Here is a 23,603-nt window from a genome sequence, read left to right on the forward strand (position 1 = left end):
CGATCGGTCAGGGGGCGGGCGCGGAGAACAGCTTGATCACGGGCGGGGTGAACCCGGTGTCGTGATCGTCGTACCAGGTGGGGTTCCAGTAGAGCGCCGTCACGGCGACGTAACCGACGAGCACCGCCTGCGCGACCGCCGGCCACTTCCCCTGCCGTCTGGCCAGGAACAGCAGATTGACCAAGAGGACCGCCGCCAGGGCGAAGGCGGGGTAGGCCCCGAGCAGCCGCCTGCGCATCTCGTCCAGGTACTGCTCGCGGGTGGGGTCGCCGAGCCCTCGGATGACGCTGTCGCCGTCGCCGAACAGCGTGTTGCGCTTCACCTCGTCGAGGTGCCAGAACATGCCGCCGATCACGGCCACGTCGAGCACGGCGATCAGGGCGATGATCAGGATCGTGCGGAGAGTCGGGCGCATCCGACGGTTCCTTTCGTGGACGTCGTCCGGGCGTCGCCCTGCCTCCGGGAAGGGGGCAGAGCGACGGACACGGGGACCCAGGAGTGTGGTGCCACCCAGGCCCTACGACGTCGCGCCGGACAGGCTCGGCCCTGTTAGCGCTATCACATCGTAGTGCGACCTCCCTTCGGCGTCCCGGCGTCGGTGGTGCTGGCGGTGAGTAAATACAGCGGGTGGGACGGCGTCAAGGGGCGTCGGGGGCGGTTCCGGCGCGGCGTCACCCGCTGACAAGCCGTTTCGGTGTCCGTAATTTACGGCGTGAGCATGAAACTTGCAGCTTTCCGGTGCCGGTAAATTTTCGTCGCCCGCCTGCGTCGCGCTGCCTCGTCGATCCCTGTCCGCGGGCACGGGGGCGATATCAGGCCAGGATGCATGGCTGCCGAAAATTTCGCTCCGGTGTTGACATGTTTCGGTTGGGTTTCCACACTAAGTCTCCGAGGCGGTCGGCCCAGCCTGATGTGGTGATCAGAGGGCCGCCGGTCATGACGCCATCAGTGGTGCGCGCCAGCGGTCTGGGGTGCGGCGTCGTTCGCCGGGTTCCCGCATATCCCTCTTTCGGTGATTTCAGTTATGGAGTCAGGCATGGGTATGAACGCATTACCCTCATCCTCCCTTCGCAGGGTCTTCGGCGCCGGTGTCGTGAGCGTCGTCGGAATCGTGGGCGCGGCGCTGATGGTGACGGTGCCGGCGGACGCCGCCGGGAGCACGCTGGCCGCCGCCGCGCAGCAGAGCGGACGGTACTTCGGCACCGCCATCGCCCAGGGCAAGCTGGGTGACTCGCAGTACACGACGATCGCGAACCGCGAGTTCGACATGATCACCGCCGAGAACGAGATGAAGATCGACGCCACCGAACCCAACCGGGGGCAGTTCAACTTCACCGCGGGCGACCGGATCTACAACTGGGCCGTGCAGAACGGCAAGCGGGTCCGCGGCCACACGCTGGCCTGGCACAACCAGCAGCCCGGCTGGATGCAGTCGCTGGGCGGCAGCAGCCTGCGCCAGGCGATGATCGACCACATCAACGGCGTCATGAGCCACTACCGGGGCAAGATCTACGCCTGGGACGTCGTGAACGAGGCCTTCGCCGACGGCAACTCCGGCGGACGCCGCAGCTCGAACCTCCAGAGCACCGGCAACGACTGGATCGAGGTGGCCTTCCGCACCGCGCGGGCCGCCGACCCGTCGGCCAAGCTCTGCTACAACGACTACAACATCGACAACTGGAGCTGGGCCAAGACGCAGGGCGTCTACAACATGGTCCGCGACTTCAAGCAGCGCGGCGTGCCGATCGACTGCGTCGGCCTGCAGTCCCACTTCAACAGCCAGAGCGCGTACAACAGCAACTACCGCACGACCATCCAGAGCTTCGCCGCGCTCGGCGTCGACGTGCAGATCACCGAGCTGGACATCCAGGGCGGCTCGGCCCAGACCTATCAGAACGTCGTCAACGACTGCCTCGCGGTGCCGCGCTGCACCGGCATCACCGTCTGGGGCGTGCGTGACAGCGACTCCTGGCTGGGCGCGAACACCACCCCGCTGCTCTTCGACAGCAGCGGCAACAAGAAGGCCGCGTACAACTCGGTCCTGAACGCCCTCAACGCCGCGACCCCGAACCCGTCGCCCTCGCCGACCACCTCGCCGACGCCGGGCACCTCGCCCTCGCCGACCCCCACGCCCACCCCGGGCGGCTCGGGACAGATCCGCGGGCAGCAGTCCAACCGGTGCGTCGACGTGCCGAACGCCTCGACGACCGACGGCGTCCAGGTCCAGCTCTACGACTGTCACTCCAACAGCAACCAGCAGTGGAGCTACACCTCGGCGCAGGAATTGCGGGTCTACGGCAACAAGTGCCTCGACGCCGCCGGGACCGGCAACGGCGCGAAGGTGCAGATCTACACCTGCTGGGGCGGCGCCAACCAGAAGTGGACCGTCAACTCCGACGGCAGCATCAGGAACGTGCAGTCGGGCCTGTGCCTGGACGCTGCCGGAACCGGCAACGGCGCCCTGATCCAGGTCTACTCCTGCTGGAACGGCGCGAACCAGAGGTGGACCCGGACGTGACCCGGTCCCCCTCGCTACCGATCGCGGCGGTGATCGCGGCCTTGATCGCCATGCTGGCCGGTCTCGTGGCCCAGGCGCCGACGGCCAAGGCCGCGTCGCTGACGCAGATCGGTAACTTCGGGAACAACCCCGGCAACATCCAGATGCACCTGTACGTCCCCGACACCGTGACCCCGCGCCCCGGGATCCTGGTGGCGATGCACGGCTGCAACGGCCGGGCGAGCGATTTCTTCCAGCAGACGGAGTTCCGGTCCCTGTCCGACCGGTACGGGTTCGTCGTCATCTACCCGCAGGCGAACAAGAGCGCCAACGGCCTGTCGAACTGCTTCGACGTGTGGTCGAACGAGGCGCTCCGGCACGGTGGCGGCAGCGACACCGTCTCCATCGTGTCGATGGTCGACTACGTGGTGCAGCGTCACAACGGCGACCCCGCCCGGGTGTTCGCCACCGGGTTCTCCTCGGGCGCGATGGAGACCGTCAACCTGCTCGCCACCTACCCCGACGTGTTCAAGGCCGGGGCCCCCTTCGCCGGGGTGCCCTTCGGTTGCCTCGGCCCGCCGGGGTGCGGTGACCGGACCCCGCAGCAGTGGGGTGACCTGGTGCGCAACGCCTTCCCCGGTTACACCGGGCCCCGGCCCCGGCTGATGGCCTGGCACGGAACCGCGGACGACGTGCTCAACTTCACCATGTTGCAGAAGGAGGTCGACCAGTTCACCAACGTCCACGGCGTGAGCCAGACGCCCGCCTCGACGACCAGCCCGCAGTCGGGCTGGACGCGGCGGGTCTACGGCTCGGGCCAGGTCGAGGCCTACACGATCAGCGGAGCGGGGCACAACCTGCCGCACTCCGGGATGGCCGCCCACGCCATCCGGTTCTTCGGCCTCGACGGGACGACTCCGACCCCCAGCCCCACGCCGACGCCCACGCCGACCCCCACCCCGGGCGGCGACGGGCAGGTCAGGGGCGTCGCGTCCGGGCGCTGCCTGGACGTGCCGAACTCCAGCACCGCTGACGGCACCCAGACCCAGCTCTGGGACTGCCACGGCGGCACCAACCAGAGGTGGACCCTCACCTCGGCGCAGGAGCTGCGGGTTCTCGGCGGCAAGTGTCTGGACGCCGCCGGCACCGGCAACGGGGCCAGGATCCAGACCTACTCCTGCTGGGGCGGCGCCAACCAGAAGTGGCGGCTGAACTCCGACGGCACGATCGCCGGCGTTCAGTCAGGGTTGTGCCTGGACGCGGCCGGGACCGGAAACGGCACCCGCCTCCAGCTCTACTCGTGCCACGGCGGCACCAACCAGCGGTGGACCTGGGGCGGCAACGCCTGAGTCCACCACCGGGTCTGGGTGATTTCGGGCGATCACCCAGGCCCGGGCGGGTGCAGCGCACGGGTGCACCACGTCAGGGCCTCCAGCAACGTGACGCGTGTGCTGTCGTCGAGGCCGGCCAGCATGTCGTCTTCGATGCCGTCGAGCGCCCGGTCGCACCTCCGCAGCGCCGCCCGGCCCTGGCGCGACAGACGGACACGCAGGATCCGCCCGCCGTCAGGATGGGCGTCGCGGTGGATGAGACCGCGTTTCTCCAGGTCGCGGACGACCAGGTGCATCGCCTGCGGGGTGACGAAGGCGATCCGGGCCAGTTCGGCCGACGACAGGTCGTCGCGTACACGAAGTTCGCTGAGCGCCATGTATTCGGTCGTCGTGACGCCGTGGAGCGCGAGGGCCTCGTCGAGCCGGGCGCGGATGCGGCGCTCCAGCCGGTAGACCAGATAGCTCAGCCTGGGCGGGTTCACCGCATGACCATAACGGGCGATGTAAGTTTCCGGGCGTGAATATCAAGCTACTTGATAAGCAATGGCCCGATGACCAGCGTGAGCAGCGCATTTCCATGATCGCTCGATTGTGATCCTGAACGGGCGACGCTTGACCGGGGTTCCGCGGCGCTCGTATACCGGCTGTCGTCAGGACGTCGACCAGAGGAGGGCCGATGAAGCGATTGACCGCCGTCGTCGCCGCCGGAGTGGTGTACGCCGCCACGATCCTGGCGGCCGGACAACCCGCGGCCGCCGCGACGCTGACCGAGGTGACCAGCTTCGGCAGCAACCCCGGCAACCTGCGCATGCACCTGTACGTGCCGGACAACGTACGGCCCAGCCCGGCGATCGTGCTCGCCATGCACGGATGCGGAGGTTCCGGACCGGGGTTCTACTCCGGCTCGGAGTTCCGGTCGCTCGCCGACCAGTACGGCTTCATCGTCATCTACCCGTCGGCGTCGAAGAAGGGCAACTGCTTCGACTCGTGGTCGGCGGCCTCGCAGGTGCGCAACGGCGGCAGCGACCCCGTGTCGCTGATGTCGATGGTCACCTACACGCGGCAGCGCCACAACGGCGACGCCAACCGTCTCTTCGTCACCGGCAGCTCCGCCGGCGGCATGGAGACCAACATCATGCTCGGCAACTACCCCGACGTGTTCAAGGCCGGAGCGGCGTTCATGGGGGTGCCGTTCGCGTGCTTCCCGAACGAGGCCGACTACGTCCCGTCGCCGGGGGTCAGCGACTGCGCCTCCGGGCGCATCAACAAGACGCCGCAGCAGTGGGGTGACCTGGTCCGGGCCGCCTACCCCGGCTACAGCGGCCCTCGGCCGAGGGTCCAGCTCTGGCACGGCACCAACGACAACCTCGTCTACTACGCCACCCACCAGCAGGCCATCGACCAGTGGACGAACGTGTTCGGGCTGAGCCAGACGCCCACCGGCAGCGACACCCCGCAGGCCAACTGGAACCGCCGCCGCTACGCCGACTCGTCCGGCACGGTGCGGGTCGAGGCCTACAGCATCCAGGGCGCCGGGCACAGCCTCCCGAGCAGCGGCATGGCCGCGGCCGCGATCCAGTTCTTCGGCCTGACCAGTGAGCCGAGCCCGTCCCCATCTCCGTCCCCGTCCCCGTCTCCGTCCCCTTCTCCCTCTCCTTCGCCTTCGCCCAGTCCGTCTCCGTCGCCCAGCCCGTCGCCGAACCCCGGTTCCGGGTGCCGGGTCACCTACGTGCCGAACACGTGGAACAACGGGTTCACCGCCGAGGTCAGCGTCACGAACACCGGCACGACGCCCGTCAACGGCTGGACCGTCACCTGGTCGTGGCCGGGCGACCAGCGGGTCACCAACGCGTGGAACGCCACCGTGACCCAGTCGGGCACGCAGGTCACCGCGCGCAACGTCGCCTACAACGGCGCCATCGCGCCGCAGGGCCGGGCCGGCTTCGGCGTCCAGGGCACCCACAGCGGCACCAACGGGAACCCGGCCGGGTTCGCGCTCAACGGCACGGCCTGCGTCATGGGATGAGTTCGTCCAGGACGCCGTCGGCGACCGTCCGGGCGGGGCGCACGTATTCTTCCGCGCGCGCGTGGAAGACCTGCTCCGCCCGGATGGCCGGCCAGTCGTCGGGGAGATGCTCGGCCGGCAGGTGCGGGTCCTGCCGGACGAGCTGCAGCCAGTCGGTGTGCAGCAGGAGTTGCCTGACCAGGTCGTCGGGGGCCTCGGGGAGCGGGTTGGGCACGTCCCAGCGGGCCAGGAAGGCGCGGTAGCGGCGGGCGATCTGCTCGATGTCGAAGGCCTTGGCGACCAGGTCGGCTGCCTCGGTCGGGGTGTAGGCCCGCGCGGTCAGCACCGTCACGTGGTCGTCGACGTCGAGCCCGTCGAAGACGCCGGTGACGTCCTTGGTGCCCGGGGTGATCCACAACCCGCTCTGCAGCGGCCCGAACCCGGCCCAGACGAGGCGTGAGCGCAGGTCGTGGCGGGTGCTCCGGCGGCTGTCGGGCAACGAGAAGCCGACGACGGTCCAGGTGCCGTCCCAGTCGCGGTTCACCGCGCCGGTCTCCCAGACGCGGCGGCGGCCGTCGCGCAGCACCGTCTCGGCGTGGGGGGTGAGCCCGAGATAGACCCGCCGGCCGAGCCGGTGGCGGACCAGCAGGTTGCGTTTGACCATGCGCGCGAGCGTCGACCGGACGGCCTCCTCGGAGACGCCGAGTCGGGCGAAGACCTCGATGACGCTGCCGGAGGAGATGGCGGTGCCGCGGTCGAGGGCGTAGACGCCGAGGAAGCTGAAGATCAGGGATTGGGGGCGCGCGGAGGGCGCGGCCGGTCCGTCGCCGCCGATGGTCACAACGAAAGCGTAGACGGGCCAGATGTCAGGCACATAATTGACGAAAGTCAGATTTGTGCCCAAGGAGGTCCCATGAACGTCGGCGAACTCGTCGCCATCGACGTCCACACGCACGCCGAGGTCTCCGCCGACGGGCACGCCTCGCTGAGCGACGACCTGGCCGCCGCCTCGGCGAAGTACTTCAAGGAGGGGGCCCGGCCGACGATCCCCGAGATGGCCGCCCACTACCGCGAGCGCGGCATGGCGGCCGTGGTGTTCACCGTCGACGCCGAGCACGCCACCGGGCATCCGCGCATCTCCAACGAGGAGGTCGCGGAGAGTTGCGCCGCCCATGCCGACGTGCTGATCCCGTTCGCCAGCGTCGATCCGTGGAAGGGCAGGGCGGGGGTCAGGGAGGCCCGCAGGCTGGTGGGCGAGTACGGCGTGCGCGGCTTCAAGTTCCACCCGAGCGTCCAGGGCATGGCCCCCGACGACCGGGCGGCCTACCCCCTCTACGAGGCGATCGAGGAGCTGGGCGTGCCGGCGCTGTTCCACACGGGCCAGACCGGCATCGGCGCGGGCCTGCCGGGCGGCGGCGGGATCCGGCTGAAGTACTCCAACCCGATGCTGGTCGACGACGTCGCCGTGGACTTCCCCGAGTTGCGGATCATCCTGGCCCATCCGTCGTTCCCCTGGCAGGACGAGGCGCTGGCGGTCGCCACCCACAAGCCCAACGTCTACATCGACCTGTCGGGCTGGTCGCCGAAGTACTTCCCGCCGATCCTCGTCCGGTACGCCAACACGCTGCTCAAGGACAAGGTGCTGTTCGGCTCCGACTATCCGATGATCACGCCCGACCGGTGGCTCGCCGACTTCGACAAGCTCGACATCAAGCCCGAGGTCCGGCCGAAGATCCTCAAGGAGAACGCGGCCCGGCTGCTCGGTCTGAGTTGATAGTGGGCAAAGGATTGACGTCCGTCATGAATGTGCCTAACCTCCGGGCAGCAGGCGCAGCGGCTCACTCCCTGATCGAGGAGCTTGTCATGTCGGACCCGTCGGTCTTACCCCACAGCCAGGTTCAGCTCCGCCGCGCGGTGGCCTCAAGCTTCCTGGGCAGCGTCATCGAGTACTACGACTTCCTGCTGTACGCCACCGCTTCGGCGGTGGTGTTCGGGAAGGTCTTCTTCTCCACCCTCGACCCGCTCACGGCCACGGTCGCCAGCTTCGGCACCTTCGCCACCGGCTATCTCGCCCGGCCCCTGGGCGGGGTGATCTTCGGCCACTTCGGCGACCGGCTCGGCCGCAAGCGCATGCTGGTCCTCACCATGACCCTGATGGGTCTGGCGAGCTTCCTCATCGGCGTGCTGCCCACCTACGACCAGATCGGCGTGCTCGCCCCCGTCGCGCTGGTCGCGCTGCGGATCGTGCAGGGCCTCGCCATCGGCGGCGAGTGGGGCGGGGCCGTGCTGATGTCGGCCGAGCACGCCACCAGCAGGCGCGGTCTGTGGGCGAGCTTCACCAACGCCGGCGCCCCCTTCGGCATGGTGCTCTCGACCGGCGCGCTGAGCGGCACCGCCGCGCTCCTCGACGAACAGGCGTTCCTGAGCTGGGGCTGGCGGGTGCCGTTCCTGCTGAGCATCCTCCTGCTGGCCGTCGGGCTGTTCGTCCGGCTGCGGGTCGAGGAGACCCCGGTGTTCGCGGCGGCCGGGCGCACCACCCGGATGCCGCTGCTGGAGGTGCTCCGCGACCACCCCAGGACCCTGCTGCTCGGCGTGGGCGTCGGCCTGTCGGCCTTCGTGGCGCAGGGCACGCTCACCACCTACCTGATCGCCTACGGGGTGCGGACCGGCTTCGCCCGCCAGGACGTGCTGAACGGCCTGACCCTCTCGTCGGCGCTGGCCGTGGTGAGCATCATCGGCTGGTCGGCGCTCTCCGACCGGACCGGCCGGCGGCCCGTCGTGCTGACCGGCGCGCTGCTGATGGCCGCCTTCGCGTTCGTGTTGTTCCCGATGGTGAACACCGGGAGCGTCGTGGTGCTCACCCTGGCGCTGGTGCTCGGCCAGGCGATCATCCACCCGCTGATGTACGGCCCGCTCGCCGCCCTCTACGCCGAACTCTTCCCCACCAGGAACCGGTACACGGGCGCCTCGCTCGGCTACCAGTTCGCCGGGCTCGGCGCCGGCCTCGGACCGCTGCTGTTCGCCCAGCTCGACGCCTCGTCGGGCGGCGGCGGCACGACGGCGATCTCCATCGTCATCGCCGTGTGCTGCCTGGTGACGGTCGGCTGCGTGCTGGCGCTGCGGGAGACCAGCACCCGAGACCTCGCCGCCACCGATGCGTAACGCCGGGCTCGGCGGCTGGCCCGCCCGCCGCGCCCGGATGAGCCCCGGCCGGACCGCGTTCGTGTACGCCGGCCGTCCGGTGACCTACGCCGAGTTCCACGAAAGGACCACCCGCCTGGCCTCCCGGCTGGACATCCGGCCGGGAGACCGGGTCGCCTATCTCGGCCCCAACCACGTGGCGCTGGCCGAGACCATGTTCGCCACCCACCTGCTCGGCGGGGTGTTCGTCCCGCTGAACTTCCGCCTGGCCGCGCCCGAGATCGCTTACATGCTGCGCGACTCGGGCGCGTCCCTCCTCGTGCACGACCCCGCGTACGCCCCGACGGAGCTGGAGATCCCGGCGGTGGACCTCGACGGGATCGAGGCGTGGATCGCGGCCGGCGACCCCGCCCCGATCGACGTGGCGGTCGCACCGGGCGACGTGGCGCTGATCCTCTACACCTCGGGCACCACCGGCAGCCCGAAGGGCGCCATGCTGACCCACGCCAACCTGGTGTGGAACTGCGTCAACATGATGATCGGCGTGGACCTGACGAGCACCGAGGTGACGCTGATCAGCGCGCCGCTCTTCCACGTCGCGGCCCTGAACCAGACCCTCCTGCCGACCTTCCTCAAGGGCGGCACCTCGGTGATCATGCCGTCGTGGCACGCCGACCGCTGCTACGACCTCATCGAGGAGCACGGCGTCACGTGGATGTTCGGGGTCACCACCATGTTCGCCGACTTCGCCCGGTCGCCCCGCTGGCACGACGCCGACCTGTCGTCACTGCGCACCCTCATGTCCGGCGGGGCGCCGATCCCGGTGGCGCTGATCCGGGCGTACCAGGAGCGCGGCCTGGTCTTCTGCCAGGGCTACGGGCTGACCGAGACGGCCCCCGGCGCCACCTTCCTGGAGGCGGCCGACAGCGAACGCCGGGCGGGCTCGGCCGGGGTGCCGGTCTTCTTCGCCGACGTGCGGGTGGACGCCCCCGCCGGAACCCCCGGCGAGGTGCTCATCCAGGGGCCGAACGTCACCCCCGGCTACTGGCGCAACCCCGAGGCGACCGCCGCCGCCCTCACCGAGGACGGCTGGTTCCACTCCGGCGACGTCGGGGTCATGGACGACGAGGGGCACCTCACCATCGTCGACCGCGTCAAGGACATGTACATCTCCGGCGGCGAGAACGTCTATCCGGCCGAGGTCGAGGCCGTGTTGTTCACCCATCCGGCGGTGGCGGAGGCGGCCGTGGTCGGCGTGCCCGACCCCCGATGGGGTGAGGTGGGCCGTGCCTTCCTCGTGCTCGTGGCGGGCGCCGAGGTGAGCGCCGGGGAACTGACCGGCTTCCTGCGCGACCGGCTCGCGAAGTACAAGATCCCGGTGTATTTCGACGTCGTCGACGCCCTCCCGAAGACGGGCTCCGGCAAGATCCGCAAACTGGAACTGCGTGCGCTCGGCGTGCCGAGATGAAGGTTTCAGCGGCTCGTGATCTACGCGAACGGCGCAGGGAGGTCCGAAACCCCAGGACCTCTGGCGCCGCGACACGCCCCGCTGTTTCTCGGAATGTTTCATACTCTTGACGCTGCCCAGTCGGCTGTTGTTTGCTACGCAAGACCTGTCAGGGTGGATTCACAGGAAGAAAGGAGCTGTGGCGACATGTGTGCGTGTTAACGCTCACATGTCGGTGAACTGCGCATCGTCTGAGGATGGACGCCGCATCCCTCCGCAGAGGTCGTCGATGAGGAGCCGCTGGTGAGAAGGCTCTTCCTGCTCCCGAGCTCCTGATCAGACCGATATGCGCCACACAGATGTCACGGCGGCCCCGGCTGGTATCCGGTTGTGCCACTCCGGTCACCGGCCGGGCCGCCTCGTCTCCCCTTGGACAGCACGCCGGACGCGCCGGCCCTGTTCTTCGCCTGCCCTGAAGCCGGTCGAGAGCGACCTCATCGTCCTACCGAGCGCAGAGGAAGTCGCATGACGTCAAGGTTAAGATCGATTCTCACGGCCGTCGTGGCGGCGGCCGGGCTGGTGCTGGCCGCAGGGCTGACGGCGACACCGGCCGGCGCCGCGGCGACCGCCGGGTGCGGGAAGGCGCCGACGCTCCGCAGCGGCACCCACACCATCCAGAGCAGCGGCAAGAGCCGGCAGTTCATCCTGCGGGTGCCCGACGGCTACGACAACAACCGGCAGTACCGGCTGATCTTCGCCTTCCACTGGCGGGGCGGCACCATGAACGACGTCTCCTCCGGCGGCACCAGCGGGACCGCCTGGTCCTACTACGGGCAGCAGGAGCAGTCGAACAACAGCGCGATCCTGGTCGCGCCGCAGGGCTTCGGCAACGGCTGGGCCAACTCCGGCGGCGAGGACGTGCGCTTCGTCGACGACATGATCGCGCGCATCGAGAGCGACCTGTGCGTCGACACCACCCAGCGCTTCGCCACCGGGTTCAGCTACGGCGGCGGCATGAGCTACTCCCTGGCGTGCTCGCGGGCCACGGTCTTCCGCGCGGTCGCCGTCTTCGCCGGCGCCCAGCTCAGCGGGTGTGAGGGCGGCACGCAGCCCATCGCGTACATGGGCCTGCACGGGATCAGCGACAACGTGCTGAACATCTCCCAGGGACGGTCGCTGCGCGACCGGTTCGTCCGCAACAACGGATGCACCGCGCAGAACCCGCCGGAGCCCGCCGCCGGCAGCCGCAGCCACACCCTCACCACCTACTCGGGCTGCCGCTCCGGTTACCCGGTCGTCTGGGCCGCCTTCGACAACGGGCACATGCCCGGCCCGGTCGACGGCACCTACGCGGAGAGCGGTGTCACGACCTGGACCAAGGGCGAGGTGTGGAAGTTCTTCTCCCAGTTCGGCAGCGGCACCAACCCCAACCCCTCGCCGTCGCCCACGCCCACCACGTCTCCGGGCGCGACCGCTCCGCTGCGCGGGGTCGGCTCCGGCCGCTGCCTGGACGTCAGCGGCGCCTCCCAGGCCAACGGCGCGGTGATCCAGCTCTGGGACTGCAACGGGCAGGCCAACCAGCAGTGGACCACCACCGCCGCCGGTGAGCTGCGGGTCTACGGCGGCAAGTGCCTCGACGTGAGCGGCGCGGGCACCGCCGACGGCACCGCGGTGACCATCTGGGACTGCAACGGCCAGAACAACCAGAAGTGGCGCCTCAACTCCGACGGCAGCATCACCGCCGTCGGCGCGAACAAGTGCCTCGACGTGTCCAACTACGGCACCGCCAACGGCTCCCGGATCCACATCTGGGCCTGCCACGGCGGCACCAACCAGCGCTGGACGCGCGCCTGAGAAAGCGGCCCCCGGCCGAACGCTCCCCCCAAGGAAGGCTCCATGCTCCCGTTCTCCTTATCCGCCCTGAGAAGGGTGTTGTCCGCCGGGACCACCGCGCTCGGGCTCACCGTGGCGGTCACCGTCGCGGCCCCGGTCTCCCCGGCCGCCGCGGCGACCACGACCCTGTACGTCTCGGCCACCGGTTCTGGCACCGCGTGCACCTCGGCGCAGCCGTGCTCGATCTCGGCGGCCCAGACGGCGGTCCGGTCGCTGAACGCCGCCATGTCCGGTGACATCGTCGTCGAACTGGCCGCGGGCACCTACCGGCTGACCACGCCGCTCAGGCTGACGGCCGCCGACTCGGGCAACAACGGCTACACCGTGCGCTGGCAGGCCGCCGCCGGCGCCCGGCCGGTGATCACCGGCGCCCGGGCCGTCACCGGCTGGACGCTGGCCGACTCCGCCAAGAACATCTGGCGGGCCAACGTGGGCACCGGCGTCGACACCCGCCAGCTCTACGTCAACGGCGCGGCCGCGATCCGGGCGCGCACCCAGGTCAACCGGGCCGACTTCACCGCGAGCAGCACCGGCATGCGCTTCACCAACAGCGCCCTGAACTACCTCAACAACCTGGCGAACCAGAGCCGGGTCGAGATGGAGAGCGTCGGGTCGTTCACCGACCGGTACTCCCCGGTGCAGAGCATCAGCGGCGGCCAGATCACGATGCAGCAGCCGGCCTGGAACAACAACAACTTCGGCTACGACACCTTCACCCAGCCGCACCGGGCCGGGCCGCTCTACCTGGCCAACGCCTACGAGTTCCTCGACGCCGCGGGCGAGTGGTACCTCAACACCGGCACCGGGGTCCTCTACTACATCCCGGCCTCCGGCCAGAACATGAGCAGCCTCAGCGTCGAGATGCCGGTGCTGCAGTCACTGGTGTCGGTGGGCGGCACCCTGTCCGCGCCCGCCCACCACATCACGTTCTCCGGCATCACCTTCACCGGCACGACGTGGCTCGGCCCGAGCAGCAACCAGGGCTTCGTCGACCAGCAGACCGGTTCCTACATCTACGGCAACTGGAGCTGGCCCGGCTTCTCGACCTGCCACAACGGATGCACGCAGTTCGAGGCCGCCCGGCCGAACTGGAACCAGATGCCCGCGGCCGTGCAGATCTCGGCGGCCGACAGCATCACCTTCGGCGACTCCCAGTTCGTCAACCTCGGGCAGACCGCCATCGGGATCGGCAACGACGCCAACGCCAACACCAGCGGCGTCGGCCTGGCGGCGAGCAACATCACGATCACCCGGTCGGAGATCGCCCGCAGCTCGGCCGGCGGCGTCGTGGTCGGCGGGGTCAGGGCCGACGCCCACCACCCCAGCGACCAGCGCATGGTCAACCGCAACATCACGATCAGCAACAACCGCATCCACGACCTGGGGCTGGACTACCGGGGCATCGTGTCGGTGCTGACCACCTACGTCAGCGACGCGACGGTGTCGTACAACGAGGTCTACAACATGCCCTACACCGGCATGTCGATCGGCTACGGCTGGGGCGCCAACGACACCGGCGGCAACACCCAGTACGCCAACCGGGGCCTGTACAACTACCAGCCCCGCTACACGACCCCGACGACCGCCTCGAACAACCGGCTCATCGGCAACTACGTCCACGACGTGATGCAGCAGATGAACGACGGCGGCTGCATCTACACCCTGTCGTGGAACCCGGGCGCGGTCATCAGCGACAACTACTGCCTGCGCACCAACGGGCACTTCGGCGTCTACTTCGACGAGGGGTCCAAGTACTACACCGTCAGGAACAACGTCTTCTCCTCCATCGGAGTGTGGGCCACCGCCAACTACTGGGGCGGGGAGAACATGGGCAACTGGACGGTCACCGGGAACTGGACCAGCAGCAGTTCCACCAACGTGACCAACGGTGACCGGGGCAACGTCGTCAACAACAACGTCGTCGTCTCCAACGGAAGCTGGCCCTCGGGCGCCCAGGCCGTCATGAACGCCGCCGGGCCGCAGGGCGGCACCACCAACCCGCAGACCGTGGAGCTGGTGGGCGTGCAGTCGAACCGGTGCGTCGACGTGCAGAACAACAGCAACGCCAACGGATCGCCGACGCACATCTGGGACTGCTCCGGGGTGTCCACCCAGCGGTGGACGCGGACGTCGTCCGGGCAGTTCACGGTGTTCGGGAACAAGTGCCTGGACGCCTCGGGCCAGGGCACCGCCAACGGGACCCCGGTGGTGATCTGGGACTGCAACGGCGGCGCCAACCAGCGGTGGACCGTCAACGCCGACGGCACCATCTCCGGCGTCCAGTCGGGGTTGTGCCTGGACGTGTCCGGCAACGCCACGGCCAACGGCAGCCGCGTGCAGCTCTGGTCCTGCCACGCCGGCGCGAACCAGCGCTGGACCCTGCGGGGCTGATGAAACGAGGGGGGCCGGTCTCGGCGTCCGGCCCCCCTTCGGCGTGGATGTGCGGCCTCATGGTGAGGTCCATCAGTCGTACTCTTGGAGGTGTGGCAGAGCAGACGAGCGGCGTGGAGCGGGCGGCGGCCCCTTATCGGCCCGGATACGAGGTGGCGGCGGAGCAGGTGCTGGAGCTGATCAGCCGGCTGCGGCTGCGGCCGGGTGACCGCATGCCCACGGAGATAGACCTGGCGCAGCGGCTGGGCACCAGCCGCACGGTGGTCCGCGAGGCGGTGAAGATCCTGTCCGCCCTGGGCCGGGTGCGGGCGCACAAGGGGCGCGGCCTCTATGTGGCCGACGACGAGGGCATGCTCGGGACCGGCCGGTGGGCGCCGTTCTTCCTCCCGACCGACCTCGACCACGTCTACATGCTGTTCGAGTTCCGGCGTACCCAGGAGATGGAGACCAGCCGCCTGGCCGCGCGCCGGGCCACGCCCGCGGAGCTGCACGAGATCGAGAAGGCCGCGGGCGTCTGCCGGCATGGGTTCGACACCGACCGCGGAGACCTGTTCAACGAGGGCGACGACGCCTTCCACACGGCCATCGCGACGGCGTCCCACAACATGTTCCTTCAGGTGGCCGTCAGGGAGGCACGGCGGCTCCAGGCGCAGTCGAGCCTGATCGGCATGAGCGGCTCGATCGGCGGCCACGCGGCCAAGGCGGTCGAGGAGCACGAGGCCATCTTCCAGGCGATCCGCGTCGGCGACGCCGAGGCCGCGGCGGAGGCCGCCGCCGCCCACATCGACAACACCCTGGCGGACTATCGGAGAGAGATTCAGCAACGGATCTTCTCGGCGACCGAATAAGTATTGACGTAAGACGTCATACGAATTACGTTCCGGTTCACATGAGCGGCCGGGCCGACCGGCCGCCGCCGGGAGAGTGAACAGCGATGAAGCGAACCCTGTGCGCGGGCGTTGTGGTGTTAGCGTTAACGGTTGCCGGGTGCGGCAGTGCGACGAGTCCCGCGTCCACGCCGACCGGATCGGCCGCGGCCGGCACGACCAAGCTCGTGGTCTGGGACTGGAAGTCCGGTGAGCCCTACGCCGCCTCGTACATCGAAAAGGCGAAGGCCGACTTCGCCAAGAAGCACCCGAACGTCACCGTCGAGTTCGTGCCCCAGCCGTTCGAGCAGTACTACACCCTGCTCGGCGCCGCCATGCAGACCAAAACCGGGCCCGACGTCATGCTCTTCAACGGTGGCGGCCAGATCCGCGACCGGGCCGACTCGCTGCTGCCCATCGACGAGTACGTGGCCGAAGACCGCTCGCGCCTGGCCGGCTGGGAGGCCTTCGCCAAGGACGGCAAGACCTACGCCGCCCCGGTGACGCTCCAGGGCCACCCGATCTACTACAACAAGGCCCTCTACGAGAAGGCCGGTCTCGCCGCCCCCGCCACGACGTGGGACGAGTTCCTCGCCAACTGCGACAAGATCAAGAAGGCGACCGGCGCCGCCTGCTTCGCCCTCGGCAACAAGGAGGGCATCGGGCCGCAGTTCTGGCTTTCCGGCCTCGGCTCGGGCGTCCTGACACCGGCCGAGTACGACGCCTGGATCGCCGGCCAGCGCGACTGGAAGTCCCCCCACGTCAAGAAGATCTTCGAGATGTGGAAGGAAGCGGGGGACAAGGGCCTCAACAACGAGGGCGCCAACTCCACGGCGATGTTCACCGACATCTTCTCCGTCTTCAACACCGGCAAGGCGGCCCACATCATCGGCCTGATGTCCGACATCGGCCACTGGAAGGACTTCGGCGAGTTCATCGGCCCCGACAAGGTCGGCGTCATGCTCGCCCCGACCGTCACCCAGGGGGCCACGCCGAGCCTGGCCTACGACGGCGGCATCGGCTACGCGGTGGCCAAGTGGACGAAGGACCCGAAGGCCGCGGCCGATCTGGTCCGGTCGCTGACCACCACCGACGCCCTGTCGTCCTTCTCCGCCGAGGCGGGCGCGATCGCGTCCGACACCACCATCACCGCGCCCCAGGACGCTCCCGCCGTCGGCGTGATCGTGTTCCACCTCAAGACGGGCAAGCCGGCGCTGCACGTCGCGATGGACTCCAAGACCATCGACCTGATGGGGCGGTTGTCCCAGAAGCTGCTGAGCGGCTCGGCGACCGTCGACGAGGCGGTGGAGGAACTGGCCGCCTCCGACCAGGAGAACTGAGCCGGTGCCGACGAGGAACACCTCACCGGTGGTCCGCCCGGGTAACCCCGGGCGGGCCGCCGAGGGAGGCACGAAGGAACGGGCCCGCCACGGCGCGGCCCGCCGCAGAGGGCGTTCCGAACGCCTCGCGCCGTATGTGCTGATCGCCCCGGCGGTGCTGATCATCGTGGCGCTGCGGCTCTACCCGCTCGCGCTGGGCGTCAACTTCTCCTTCACCGGAGACGGCGACGCCAACGGCACGGCGGTCGGCTTCGCCAACTACCTGGAGCTGCTCGACGACCCGCTGTTCCAGACCGCGCTGGCCAACGTGGGGCTGCTGGTGCTGCTCCTGCCGGTCGCCGTCGCGATCCCGGGGCTGCTGGCGACGTTCATCTACCTGAAGGTGCCGGGCCACCGGTTCTTCCGCAGCGTCTACTTCTTCCCCGCCGTGTTGTCGCCGGTGATCGTCGGGGCCATCTTCAACCTCATGCTCGCCTTCGACGGCCCGCTGAACGAGTTCCTCGGAGCGGTCGGCCTGGGCCCGGTCGACTGGCTGGGCGACCCGGGGGTGGCGAAGTTCGCCGTCGTCGGGGTGCAGATCTGGGCGACGTTCGGCATGGCCCTGGTGGTGTTCCTGGCCGGCTTCGCCACGCTGGACTCCTCGCTGCTCGACGCCGCCCGCGTCGACGGCGCGTCGCTGCGCCAGAGCATCTGGCACGTCATCATCCCGAGCCTGAGCCAGACGATCCAGTTCGTCTTCGTCACGACGATGATCGGCATGCTGACCTCGATGTTCGGCCTGCTCTACGTGATGACCAGCGGCGGGCCCGAGGGGTCGACCTACCTGCCGGAGTACTACATCTGGATTCAGCAGGGGCAGATGAACCGGCCCGCGCTCGCCTCGGCGGCCTCCACGGTCCTGTTCCTCATCATGCTCGTGGTGGGGCTGCTGCAGATCAGCGTGCTGCGCCGCGCGGGACGGGAGGACTGATGCGGCGCCTCGCCAAGTGGGTGGTCGCCGTTCCGATGGCGATCCTGGCCCTGGCCACGATCTATCCGCTCGTCTTCACCGCCAACGTGGCCATGAAGACCCGGCGCGAGTACGTGCTGGACCGGTTCTCGCTGACCGACACGCTCCACTGGGACAACATCGTCACGGCGTGGGGCAGCGTCGGCATGGCGCGCTATTTCGCCAACTCGCTGCTGGTGGTGGCGGCGTCGGTGTTCCTGCTGCTGCTCCTGGGCTCGATGGCCGGATTCGCGCTGAGCAGGTTGCCGTTCCGCGGGTCGAAGGCCCTGTTCATCGGCTGCCTGGCCGCCCTGTTCATCCCGTTCCAGGTGATCATGGTGCCGCTGTCGCGGGTCATGGCCGACACCGGCCTCATCGACACCTATCCGGGACTGATCCTCGCCTACGTGGCCCAGTTCCTGCCGTTCACCGTGTTCCTGATGACCAGCTACTACCGGTCGGTCCCCAAGGAGATCGTGGACGCGGCCCGCATCGACGGCAACACCGTCTACGGCGTCTACCGCCGGATCATGGTGCCCATCGGCCGGCCCGCGTTGTTGTCGGTCGGCATCCTGGACGCCCTGTTCTGCTGGAACGACGTGATCATCGCGCTGCTGATGATGCCGTCGGCCGACCACCGCACCCTCATGGTCGGGGTCACCTCCCTGCGCGGCCAGTACACCGACAACGTGCCCACCTTCGCGTCCGGAGTGCTGATCGCCGCCGTGCCCGTTCTCCTCGTCTACCTGTTCCTCCAGCGTCAGATCGCCGACGGTGTGACCGCCGGTTCCACGAAGGGCTGACATGCGCATCTCGGGGTATCGCGCGTTGACCACCGTCCATGATTGGGGCCGTCCCGTCGGGGACGCCAACGGTCTCTACGCCGACGGGGTCGTCCAGGTCCCGATCGTCGTCGTCGAGACCGACGTGGGCATCACGGGCGTCGGCATGGGCCCGCACGTGGAGATCGACTCGATCTTCTCCGCGCTGGAGGGAGAGGATCCACGCGGCGTGACGGCGCTCTACGACCGCATGCTGCGGCGGACCTTCAAGGCCGGCCACGCGGGAACCGTGTTCGGCACCATCGGGGCGCTCGACACCGCCCTGTGGGACATCAAGGCCAAGGCGGCCGGCGAACCGTTGTGGCGCCTGCTCGGCGGGCGCGACCGGCGGGTGCCCGCCTACGCCTCCGGCCTGGACATCGGCCTGGACGACGCCGGGCTCGTCAGCCTGTACAAGGAGTACGCCGAACGCGGCCTGCGCGCCGCCAAGCTCAAGGGCGGCCTGGACGTCGACCGCGACCGCGACCGCCTGACCCTCGTGCGCGACGTGCTCACCGAGGCGGGGAACGGCGCCCGGCCGGGGTTGATGCTCGACGCCAACGAGGCCTGGTCACGCAAGCAGGCGGTCCGCCACGTGGCCGAACTGGAGCGCACCCTGGACCTGACCTGGGTCGAGGAGCCCGTCCGGCGCTGGGACGCCGACGGCCTCGCGGCGGTGGGCCGGGGGGTGCGCGCCGCGGTCGCCACGGGGGAGAACCTCACGGGGCTGGAGCAGTTCCGGCCCCTGATCACGGCCGGCGCCGTCGACGTCGTCCAGACGGCGGCGGTCTGGGGGGTCACCCACTTCCTGCGCGTGTCGGCGCTGGCGCACGCCTACGACCTGCCCGTCAGCCCGATCGGCACCACCCCGTTCGGGCTGCTGCACGCCGCCACGTCGGTGCCGAACCACCTGGTCACCGAATTGCAGGATCTCCGGCCGCCGACCGGGCTGGTCCTCGACGTGTCCGTCGAGGACGGCGCGTTCGTCCTGGGCGACACGCCGGGGGTGGGCGTCACGCTCGACGAGGACGCGATCGGGGCCATCACCGACGGCCCGGTCACCCGCGCCTACGACAGCCCGGCCGTCCGCCCCGGGCTGGCCGGCCTGCGGTTGCTGGCTCCCCGCGTGCACTGACGTCCGCGCGTCCGCGCCGGAAGAAAGGATCTGCCGTGTCTCTCTCACCCGTGGTCGTCACCGTCGCCCCCACCGGCGCCGGGAACGCCGACGACGCCGGGCCCGGCAGGCGGAACCGCCCGCTCGCGACCCTGGGGGAGGCGCGGCGCCGGGTGCGCGCCGCCCTCGCCCAGGGCCATCTCGACGTGACCGTGGAACTCCTCGACGGCGTGCACCGGCTGACCGAGCCGCTGCGGCTGGACGCGGCCGACTCCGGCCGCGACGGCCACCCCGTGACCTGGACGGCGGCCCGCGGCGCCGAGCCGGTGATCAGCGGCGCCGTCCCGGTCACCGGCTGGGAGCCCGACGACCCCGCGACCGGCGTCCACCGGGCCCGGGTGGACGCCGGACCCGACACCCGCCAGCTCTACGTCGACGGCGTGCTCGCGCGGCGGGCCCGGATCGGCCTGCCGCGCGAGCACGTCACGCTCACCGCCACCGGCCTCACCCTGGACGACCCCGCGCTGGCGTGGCTGGCCGGCCTGCCCGACCAGGGCCGCGTCGAGTTCCAGGCGACGTCGGCTTTCACCAACCGGTTCGCCCCGGTCGAGCGCATCACCGGGGCGACCGTCGTCATGCGGCAGCCGGCGTGGGACAACAACACCTACGGCTACGACACCCTCCAGGCGCCGATGCGCGTCCCGGAGTACTTCCTGGTCAACTCCCGGAGCTTCCTGAACGAACCCGGCGAGTGGTACCTGGACCCCACGTCGGGCACGCTCTACTACCGGCCGCTCCCGGGGCAGGACCTGGCCACGGCGCGGGTCGAACTGCCGCGCCTGGAGTCGCTGCTGGAGGTCGGCGGCACCTACGACGAACCGGCCCGCAACCTGCGGTTCGAGAACCTGGCCTTCACCGGCACCACGTGGTTGCGCCCGTCGTCCTCCGACGGCTACGCCAACCAGCAGACCGGCGCCTTCATCGCCGGCCCGCAGCCGCACCGACCGGCCGACGCGTTCGCCTCGTGCGCGGTCGGCTGCGCGGGGTTCGAGGCCTCCCGCGACGGCTGGTTCCAGGTCCCCGGGGCGGTCCAGGTGTCGGCGGCGGAGGACGTCACGTTCGCCGGCTGCGCCTTCGTCAACCTCGGCTCGGTCGCCCTCGGCATCGGCAACGACGCGAACGCCCACGCCACCGGCGTCGGGCTGGGCGCGCGTCGCATCACGGTCAGCGGCGGCACCTTCACCGCGAACGCCGGAGGCGGCATCACGATCGGCGGCGTGCGGCCGGACGCGCACCACCCCTCCGACCCCCGCATGGTCAACGGCGACATCGTGATCCGCGACAACCGCGTCTTCGCGACGGCGGTGGACTACCTCGACCACGCCGGCGTCTTCGCCAGCTACGTCACCCGGCTGACCGTCGCTCACAATCACGTCGCCGACCTGCCCTACTCGGGAATCGCCCTCGGTTACGGCTGGGGCGCCAACGACCCGGGCGGCAGCCTCGACTACCTCGCCCGCGGCCTGTACGACTTCCGCCCCGTCTACGACACCCCGACGACGATGAGGGACGTCCACGTCGTCGGCAACCACGTGCGCGACGTGGTGCGGACGATGTCCGGCGGGGGCGCCCTCTACACCCTCTCGGCGATACCCGGCGGGGTCATCGAGGAGAACTACTGCGAGAACAGCGGCCAGTACGGGATCTACTTCGACGAGGCCTCCCGCCACCTGACCGTGCGCGGCAACGTCTTCGTGCACACCGCCGGCCCGTGGGCGCACGCCAACACCGCCAACGGCAACCGCACCGGCGACCTGACCCTGACCGGCAACCACGTCACCAACCCGGCCATCACCGGGGTCGCCGACGGCCGCCGGGGCGACGTCGTGCGCGGCAACGTGACCGTCACGCCGGAGACCCTCCCCGTCGAGGCCACCCGGGTGATCTACGACGCCGGTCCCACCGGCGACCACCGCGGACCGCCCGACCCGGGGCGGCCCCCTTTCGGGGTGTCCGTGACGGCCGACCCGCCCGTGCTGGACGCGGGGGAGACGGCGGTCGTCACGGTGACGGTGCGGAACCTCAGTGATCGCCGGGCGTCGGCGGTGACCGTCGCGCTCGTCGTCCCCGACGGCTGGCGGGCCGAACGCCTGGGCCGGCCGGCCCGGTGCGGGCTGGACTCGGGGGCGTCCGGCACGGAGACCTGGAAGGTCACCGCGCCCGCGTCGGCCCGGGTGCCCGTGGGGTCGGCGGTGGTGAAGGCGGTCGTCTCCGGATGGGCCGACCTGGCCGGGGCGGAGGCGGTCCGGTCGCTCACGCTGACCACATTGAACCCGCTCACGTCGCTGAAGTCGCAGGGCTCGGTGTCCAGCCGCTTCGCCGAGGCCGGTTCCCGGTACGCCATCATGATCGCCGGAGCCGGATCACCCGACGAGTACGGCGTCGTCTACCGCGACGGCGTGGCCGGGCCCTCGGCCGTCATCACGGCCCGGGTCACCCACCTCGACCCCACCGACCCACGAGCCGAGGCCGGCGTCGTGCTCCGCGACGACCTCTCCGGCTGCTCGCCGGGGCACGCGGCCATGGTCGCCACGCCCGGCGACGGCGTGGTCTTCCGCTGGGACGCCGACGGCGACGGCCGCCTCGACACGGCCGGGTCGGTCCCCGACATCGGGGCGCCGGTCTGGGTGCGGCTGGTGCGCTCGGGCGATCAGGTCAGCGGCTACTACTCTCGCAGCGGCACCACGTGGATCAAGGTCGGCCCGACCGCCGACCTGACGGGCGCCGCGCACCGGCAGGACGCGGGCCTGACGGCCACGTCGCGCGCGGGTTGGTTCGGATTCAGCGACTTCACTGTGAGGCAGGCATGAGCGACTTCGTCGTCGACGCGCACCACCACCTCTGGGATCTGTCCCGGCGTCCCCAGGACTGGCTGACCTCCCCCGAGATGAAGATCCTGCTGCGCGACTTCTCCCCGGCCGACTACGCCGCCACCGCCGCCGAGGCGGGGGTGAGCCGGTCGGTCCTGGTGCAGGTCCTGGCCGACGCCGACGAGACGCGCGAGTTCCTCCTCACGGCGGCGGGGTCGAAGACCATCGCCGCCGTGGTGGGATGGGCCGACCTGACCCGGCCCGACCTGCCGGAGGAACTCGCCGCGCTGGCCGCCTCGCCCGGCGGCGGGCTGCTGCGCGGCATCCGCCACCTCGTGCAGGGCGAACCCGACCCGGCCTGGCTCGCGCGCGACGACGTGCGCGCGGGCCTGCGCCACGTGGCCTCGGCCGGGCTCACCTACGACCTGCTGGTGGCGCCCCACCAGCTCCCGGCCGCGATCGAGACCGTGCGGGCCCTGCCCCACCTCGGTTTCGTGCTCGACCACCTGGCCAAACCGGCGATCGCGGCCGGGGAGCTGGAGTCGTGGGCCGTTTTGCTGAGGCGGCTGGCCGCCGAGCCCAACGTGACCGCCAAGCTCTCGGGCCTCATCACCGAGGCCGACCGGGAGCGGTGGGACGCCGACGGCCTGCGGCCCTACGTGGAGGTCGCGATCGAGGCGTTCGGCCCCGACCGGCTGATGTTCGGCTCCGACTGGCCCGTCTGCCTGCTCGCCGGGTCGCTGCCCAGGTGGACCGACACCGTGCGGACCCTCCTGGCCGGATTGTCGGAGGGAGAACGGCGTGCGGTCTTCAGCGGGACGGCCGAGCGCGTGTACCGCCTGTCCACCACGTGATTCGTATGACGTCTAGACTCATCGCACACATGCGGTGGGGGTAGC

General features: G+C 70.1%; 18 protein-coding genes. 15 read left to right on the forward strand and 3 right to left on the reverse strand.

Annotated elements, in window-relative coordinates; genetic code table 11:
- Positions 1 to 7: 7 nt before the first annotated feature.
- Positions 8 to 415, reverse strand: a complete 408-nt coding sequence (locus AW273_RS33480) for a hypothetical protein (RefSeq protein ID WP_062357265.1) — start codon at positions 413 to 415, stop codon at positions 8 to 10.
- Positions 416 to 1,093: 678 nt separating this feature from the next.
- On the opposite strand from AW273_RS33480, the gene AW273_RS33485 reads away from it, so the two are divergent.
- Positions 1,094 to 2,518 carry an endo-1,4-beta-xylanase gene (locus AW273_RS33485; RefSeq protein ID WP_232327723.1) on the forward strand — a complete coding sequence of 475 codons (1,425 nt, stop codon included), beginning with the start codon at positions 1,094 to 1,096 and terminating at the stop codon, positions 2,516 to 2,518.
- Complete coding sequence (locus tag AW273_RS33490; protein WP_232327724.1) at positions 2,515 to 3,846, forward strand: extracellular catalytic domain type 1 short-chain-length polyhydroxyalkanoate depolymerase; 1,332 nt, start codon at positions 2,515 to 2,517, stop codon at positions 3,844 to 3,846. The genes AW273_RS33485 and AW273_RS33490 overlap by 4 nt, the downstream gene beginning before the upstream one ends.
- A gap of 32 nt (positions 3,847 to 3,878) precedes the next feature.
- Here AW273_RS33490 and AW273_RS33495 read toward each other — a convergent pair whose 3' ends face one another.
- The gene (locus tag AW273_RS33495; RefSeq protein ID WP_232327725.1) at positions 3,879 to 4,310 is read right to left on the reverse strand and encodes a MarR family winged helix-turn-helix transcriptional regulator; all 432 of its coding nucleotides are present in this window, start codon (positions 4,308 to 4,310) and stop codon (positions 3,879 to 3,881) included.
- A gap of 194 nt (positions 4,311 to 4,504) precedes the next feature.
- Between AW273_RS33495 and AW273_RS33500 the strand changes: the two genes are divergently transcribed.
- Complete coding sequence (locus AW273_RS33500; RefSeq protein WP_062357269.1) at positions 4,505 to 5,854, forward strand: extracellular catalytic domain type 1 short-chain-length polyhydroxyalkanoate depolymerase; 1,350 nt, start codon at positions 4,505 to 4,507, stop codon at positions 5,852 to 5,854.
- On the opposite strand, the gene AW273_RS33505 is transcribed toward AW273_RS33500, so the two are convergent.
- Complete coding sequence (locus AW273_RS33505; RefSeq protein WP_062357271.1) at positions 5,844 to 6,674, reverse strand: PaaX family transcriptional regulator; 831 nt, start codon at positions 6,672 to 6,674, stop codon at positions 5,844 to 5,846. The genes AW273_RS33500 and AW273_RS33505 overlap by 11 nt on opposite strands.
- Before the next feature lie 72 nt (positions 6,675 to 6,746).
- On the opposite strand from AW273_RS33505, the gene AW273_RS33510 reads away from it, so the two are divergent.
- From AW273_RS33510 to AW273_RS33565, 12 genes are all read left to right on the forward strand, one after another.
- A complete protein-coding gene (locus AW273_RS33510; protein WP_062357272.1) occupies positions 6,747 to 7,607 on the forward strand; it encodes an amidohydrolase family protein in 861 nt (286 codons plus the stop codon).
- 89 nt (positions 7,608 to 7,696) lie between these two features.
- Positions 7,697 to 8,995: an MFS transporter gene (locus AW273_RS33515; protein WP_062357274.1), complete on the forward strand. Its 1,299-nt coding sequence runs from the start codon at positions 7,697 to 7,699 to the stop codon at positions 8,993 to 8,995.
- Complete coding sequence (locus AW273_RS33520; protein WP_062357277.1) at positions 8,988 to 10,442, forward strand: acyl-CoA synthetase; 1,455 nt, start codon at positions 8,988 to 8,990, stop codon at positions 10,440 to 10,442. The genes AW273_RS33515 and AW273_RS33520 overlap by 8 nt, the downstream gene beginning before the upstream one ends.
- 504 nt (positions 10,443 to 10,946) lie before the next feature.
- On the forward strand, positions 10,947 to 12,275 hold the full coding sequence (locus AW273_RS33525; protein WP_062357279.1) for a lectin: 1,329 nt from the start codon (positions 10,947 to 10,949) through the stop codon (positions 12,273 to 12,275).
- 42 nt (positions 12,276 to 12,317) lie between these two features.
- Positions 12,318 to 14,705: an RICIN domain-containing protein gene (locus tag AW273_RS38965; RefSeq protein WP_062357282.1), complete on the forward strand. Its 2,388-nt coding sequence runs from the start codon at positions 12,318 to 12,320 to the stop codon at positions 14,703 to 14,705.
- 92 nt (positions 14,706 to 14,797) lie between these two features.
- Entirely contained in the window at positions 14,798 to 15,553 is a 756-nt protein-coding gene (locus tag AW273_RS33535; RefSeq protein WP_062357284.1) for a FadR/GntR family transcriptional regulator, read from the forward strand.
- Between the two features lie 206 nt (positions 15,554 to 15,759).
- Positions 15,760 to 16,911: an ABC transporter substrate-binding protein gene (locus AW273_RS33540; protein WP_198168493.1), complete on the forward strand. Its 1,152-nt coding sequence runs from the start codon at positions 15,760 to 15,762 to the stop codon at positions 16,909 to 16,911.
- A 4-nt stretch (positions 16,912 to 16,915) separates the two neighbouring features.
- Entirely contained in the window at positions 16,916 to 17,881 is a 966-nt protein-coding gene (locus tag AW273_RS33545; protein ID WP_198168494.1) for a carbohydrate ABC transporter permease, read from the forward strand.
- Complete coding sequence (locus tag AW273_RS33550) at positions 17,881 to 18,702, forward strand: carbohydrate ABC transporter permease (protein ID WP_062357287.1); 822 nt, start codon at positions 17,881 to 17,883, stop codon at positions 18,700 to 18,702. The genes AW273_RS33545 and AW273_RS33550 overlap by 1 nt, the downstream gene beginning before the upstream one ends.
- 25 nt (positions 18,703 to 18,727) lie before the next feature.
- Positions 18,728 to 19,855, forward strand: coding sequence for a mandelate racemase/muconate lactonizing enzyme family protein (locus AW273_RS33555; protein ID WP_232327726.1), 1,128 nt, complete (start codon positions 18,728 to 18,730; stop codon positions 19,853 to 19,855).
- Between the two features lie 35 nt (positions 19,856 to 19,890).
- Positions 19,891 to 22,704 (forward strand): NEW3 domain-containing protein, encoded by a 2,814-nt coding sequence (locus AW273_RS33560; protein WP_157556426.1) that lies wholly within the window; start codon positions 19,891 to 19,893, stop codon positions 22,702 to 22,704.
- Positions 22,701 to 23,558, forward strand: a complete 858-nt coding sequence (locus tag AW273_RS33565) for an amidohydrolase family protein (protein ID WP_062357293.1) — start codon at positions 22,701 to 22,703, stop codon at positions 23,556 to 23,558. Before AW273_RS33560 ends, AW273_RS33565 begins: the two co-directional genes overlap by 4 nt.
- The last annotated feature ends 45 nt before the right edge of the window (positions 23,559 to 23,603 follow it).

It is taken from the genome of Herbidospora yilanensis (genome assembly GCF_001570565.1).
GTDB lineage: Bacteria > Actinomycetota > Actinomycetes > Streptosporangiales > Streptosporangiaceae > Herbidospora > Herbidospora yilanensis.

What these genes read in the sequence shown, in the direction of transcription:
- AW273_RS33510 (WP_062357272.1), top strand. Translation starts at nt 6,747, where the DNA reads ATGAACGTCGGCGAACTCGTCGCCATCGACGTCCACACGCACGCCGAG.
- AW273_RS33520 (WP_062357277.1), top strand. Translation starts at nt 8,988, where the DNA reads ATGCGTAACGCCGGGCTCGGCGGCTGGCCCGCCCGCCGCGCCCGGATG.
- AW273_RS33565 (WP_062357293.1), top strand. Translation starts at nt 22,701, where the DNA reads ATGAGCGACTTCGTCGTCGACGCGCACCACCACCTCTGGGATCTGTCC.
- AW273_RS33550 (WP_062357287.1), top strand. Translation starts at nt 17,881, where the DNA reads ATGCGGCGCCTCGCCAAGTGGGTGGTCGCCGTTCCGATGGCGATCCTG.
- AW273_RS33525 (WP_062357279.1), top strand. Translation starts at nt 10,947, where the DNA reads ATGACGTCAAGGTTAAGATCGATTCTCACGGCCGTCGTGGCGGCGGCC.
- AW273_RS33515 (WP_062357274.1), top strand. Translation starts at nt 7,697, where the DNA reads ATGTCGGACCCGTCGGTCTTACCCCACAGCCAGGTTCAGCTCCGCCGC.
- AW273_RS38965 (WP_062357282.1), top strand. Translation starts at nt 12,318, where the DNA reads ATGCTCCCGTTCTCCTTATCCGCCCTGAGAAGGGTGTTGTCCGCCGGG.
- AW273_RS33480 (WP_062357265.1), bottom strand. Translation starts at nt 415, where the DNA reads ATGCGCCCGACTCTCCGCACGATCCTGATCATCGCCCTGATCGCCGTG.
- AW273_RS33500 (WP_062357269.1), top strand. Translation starts at nt 4,505, where the DNA reads ATGAAGCGATTGACCGCCGTCGTCGCCGCCGGAGTGGTGTACGCCGCC.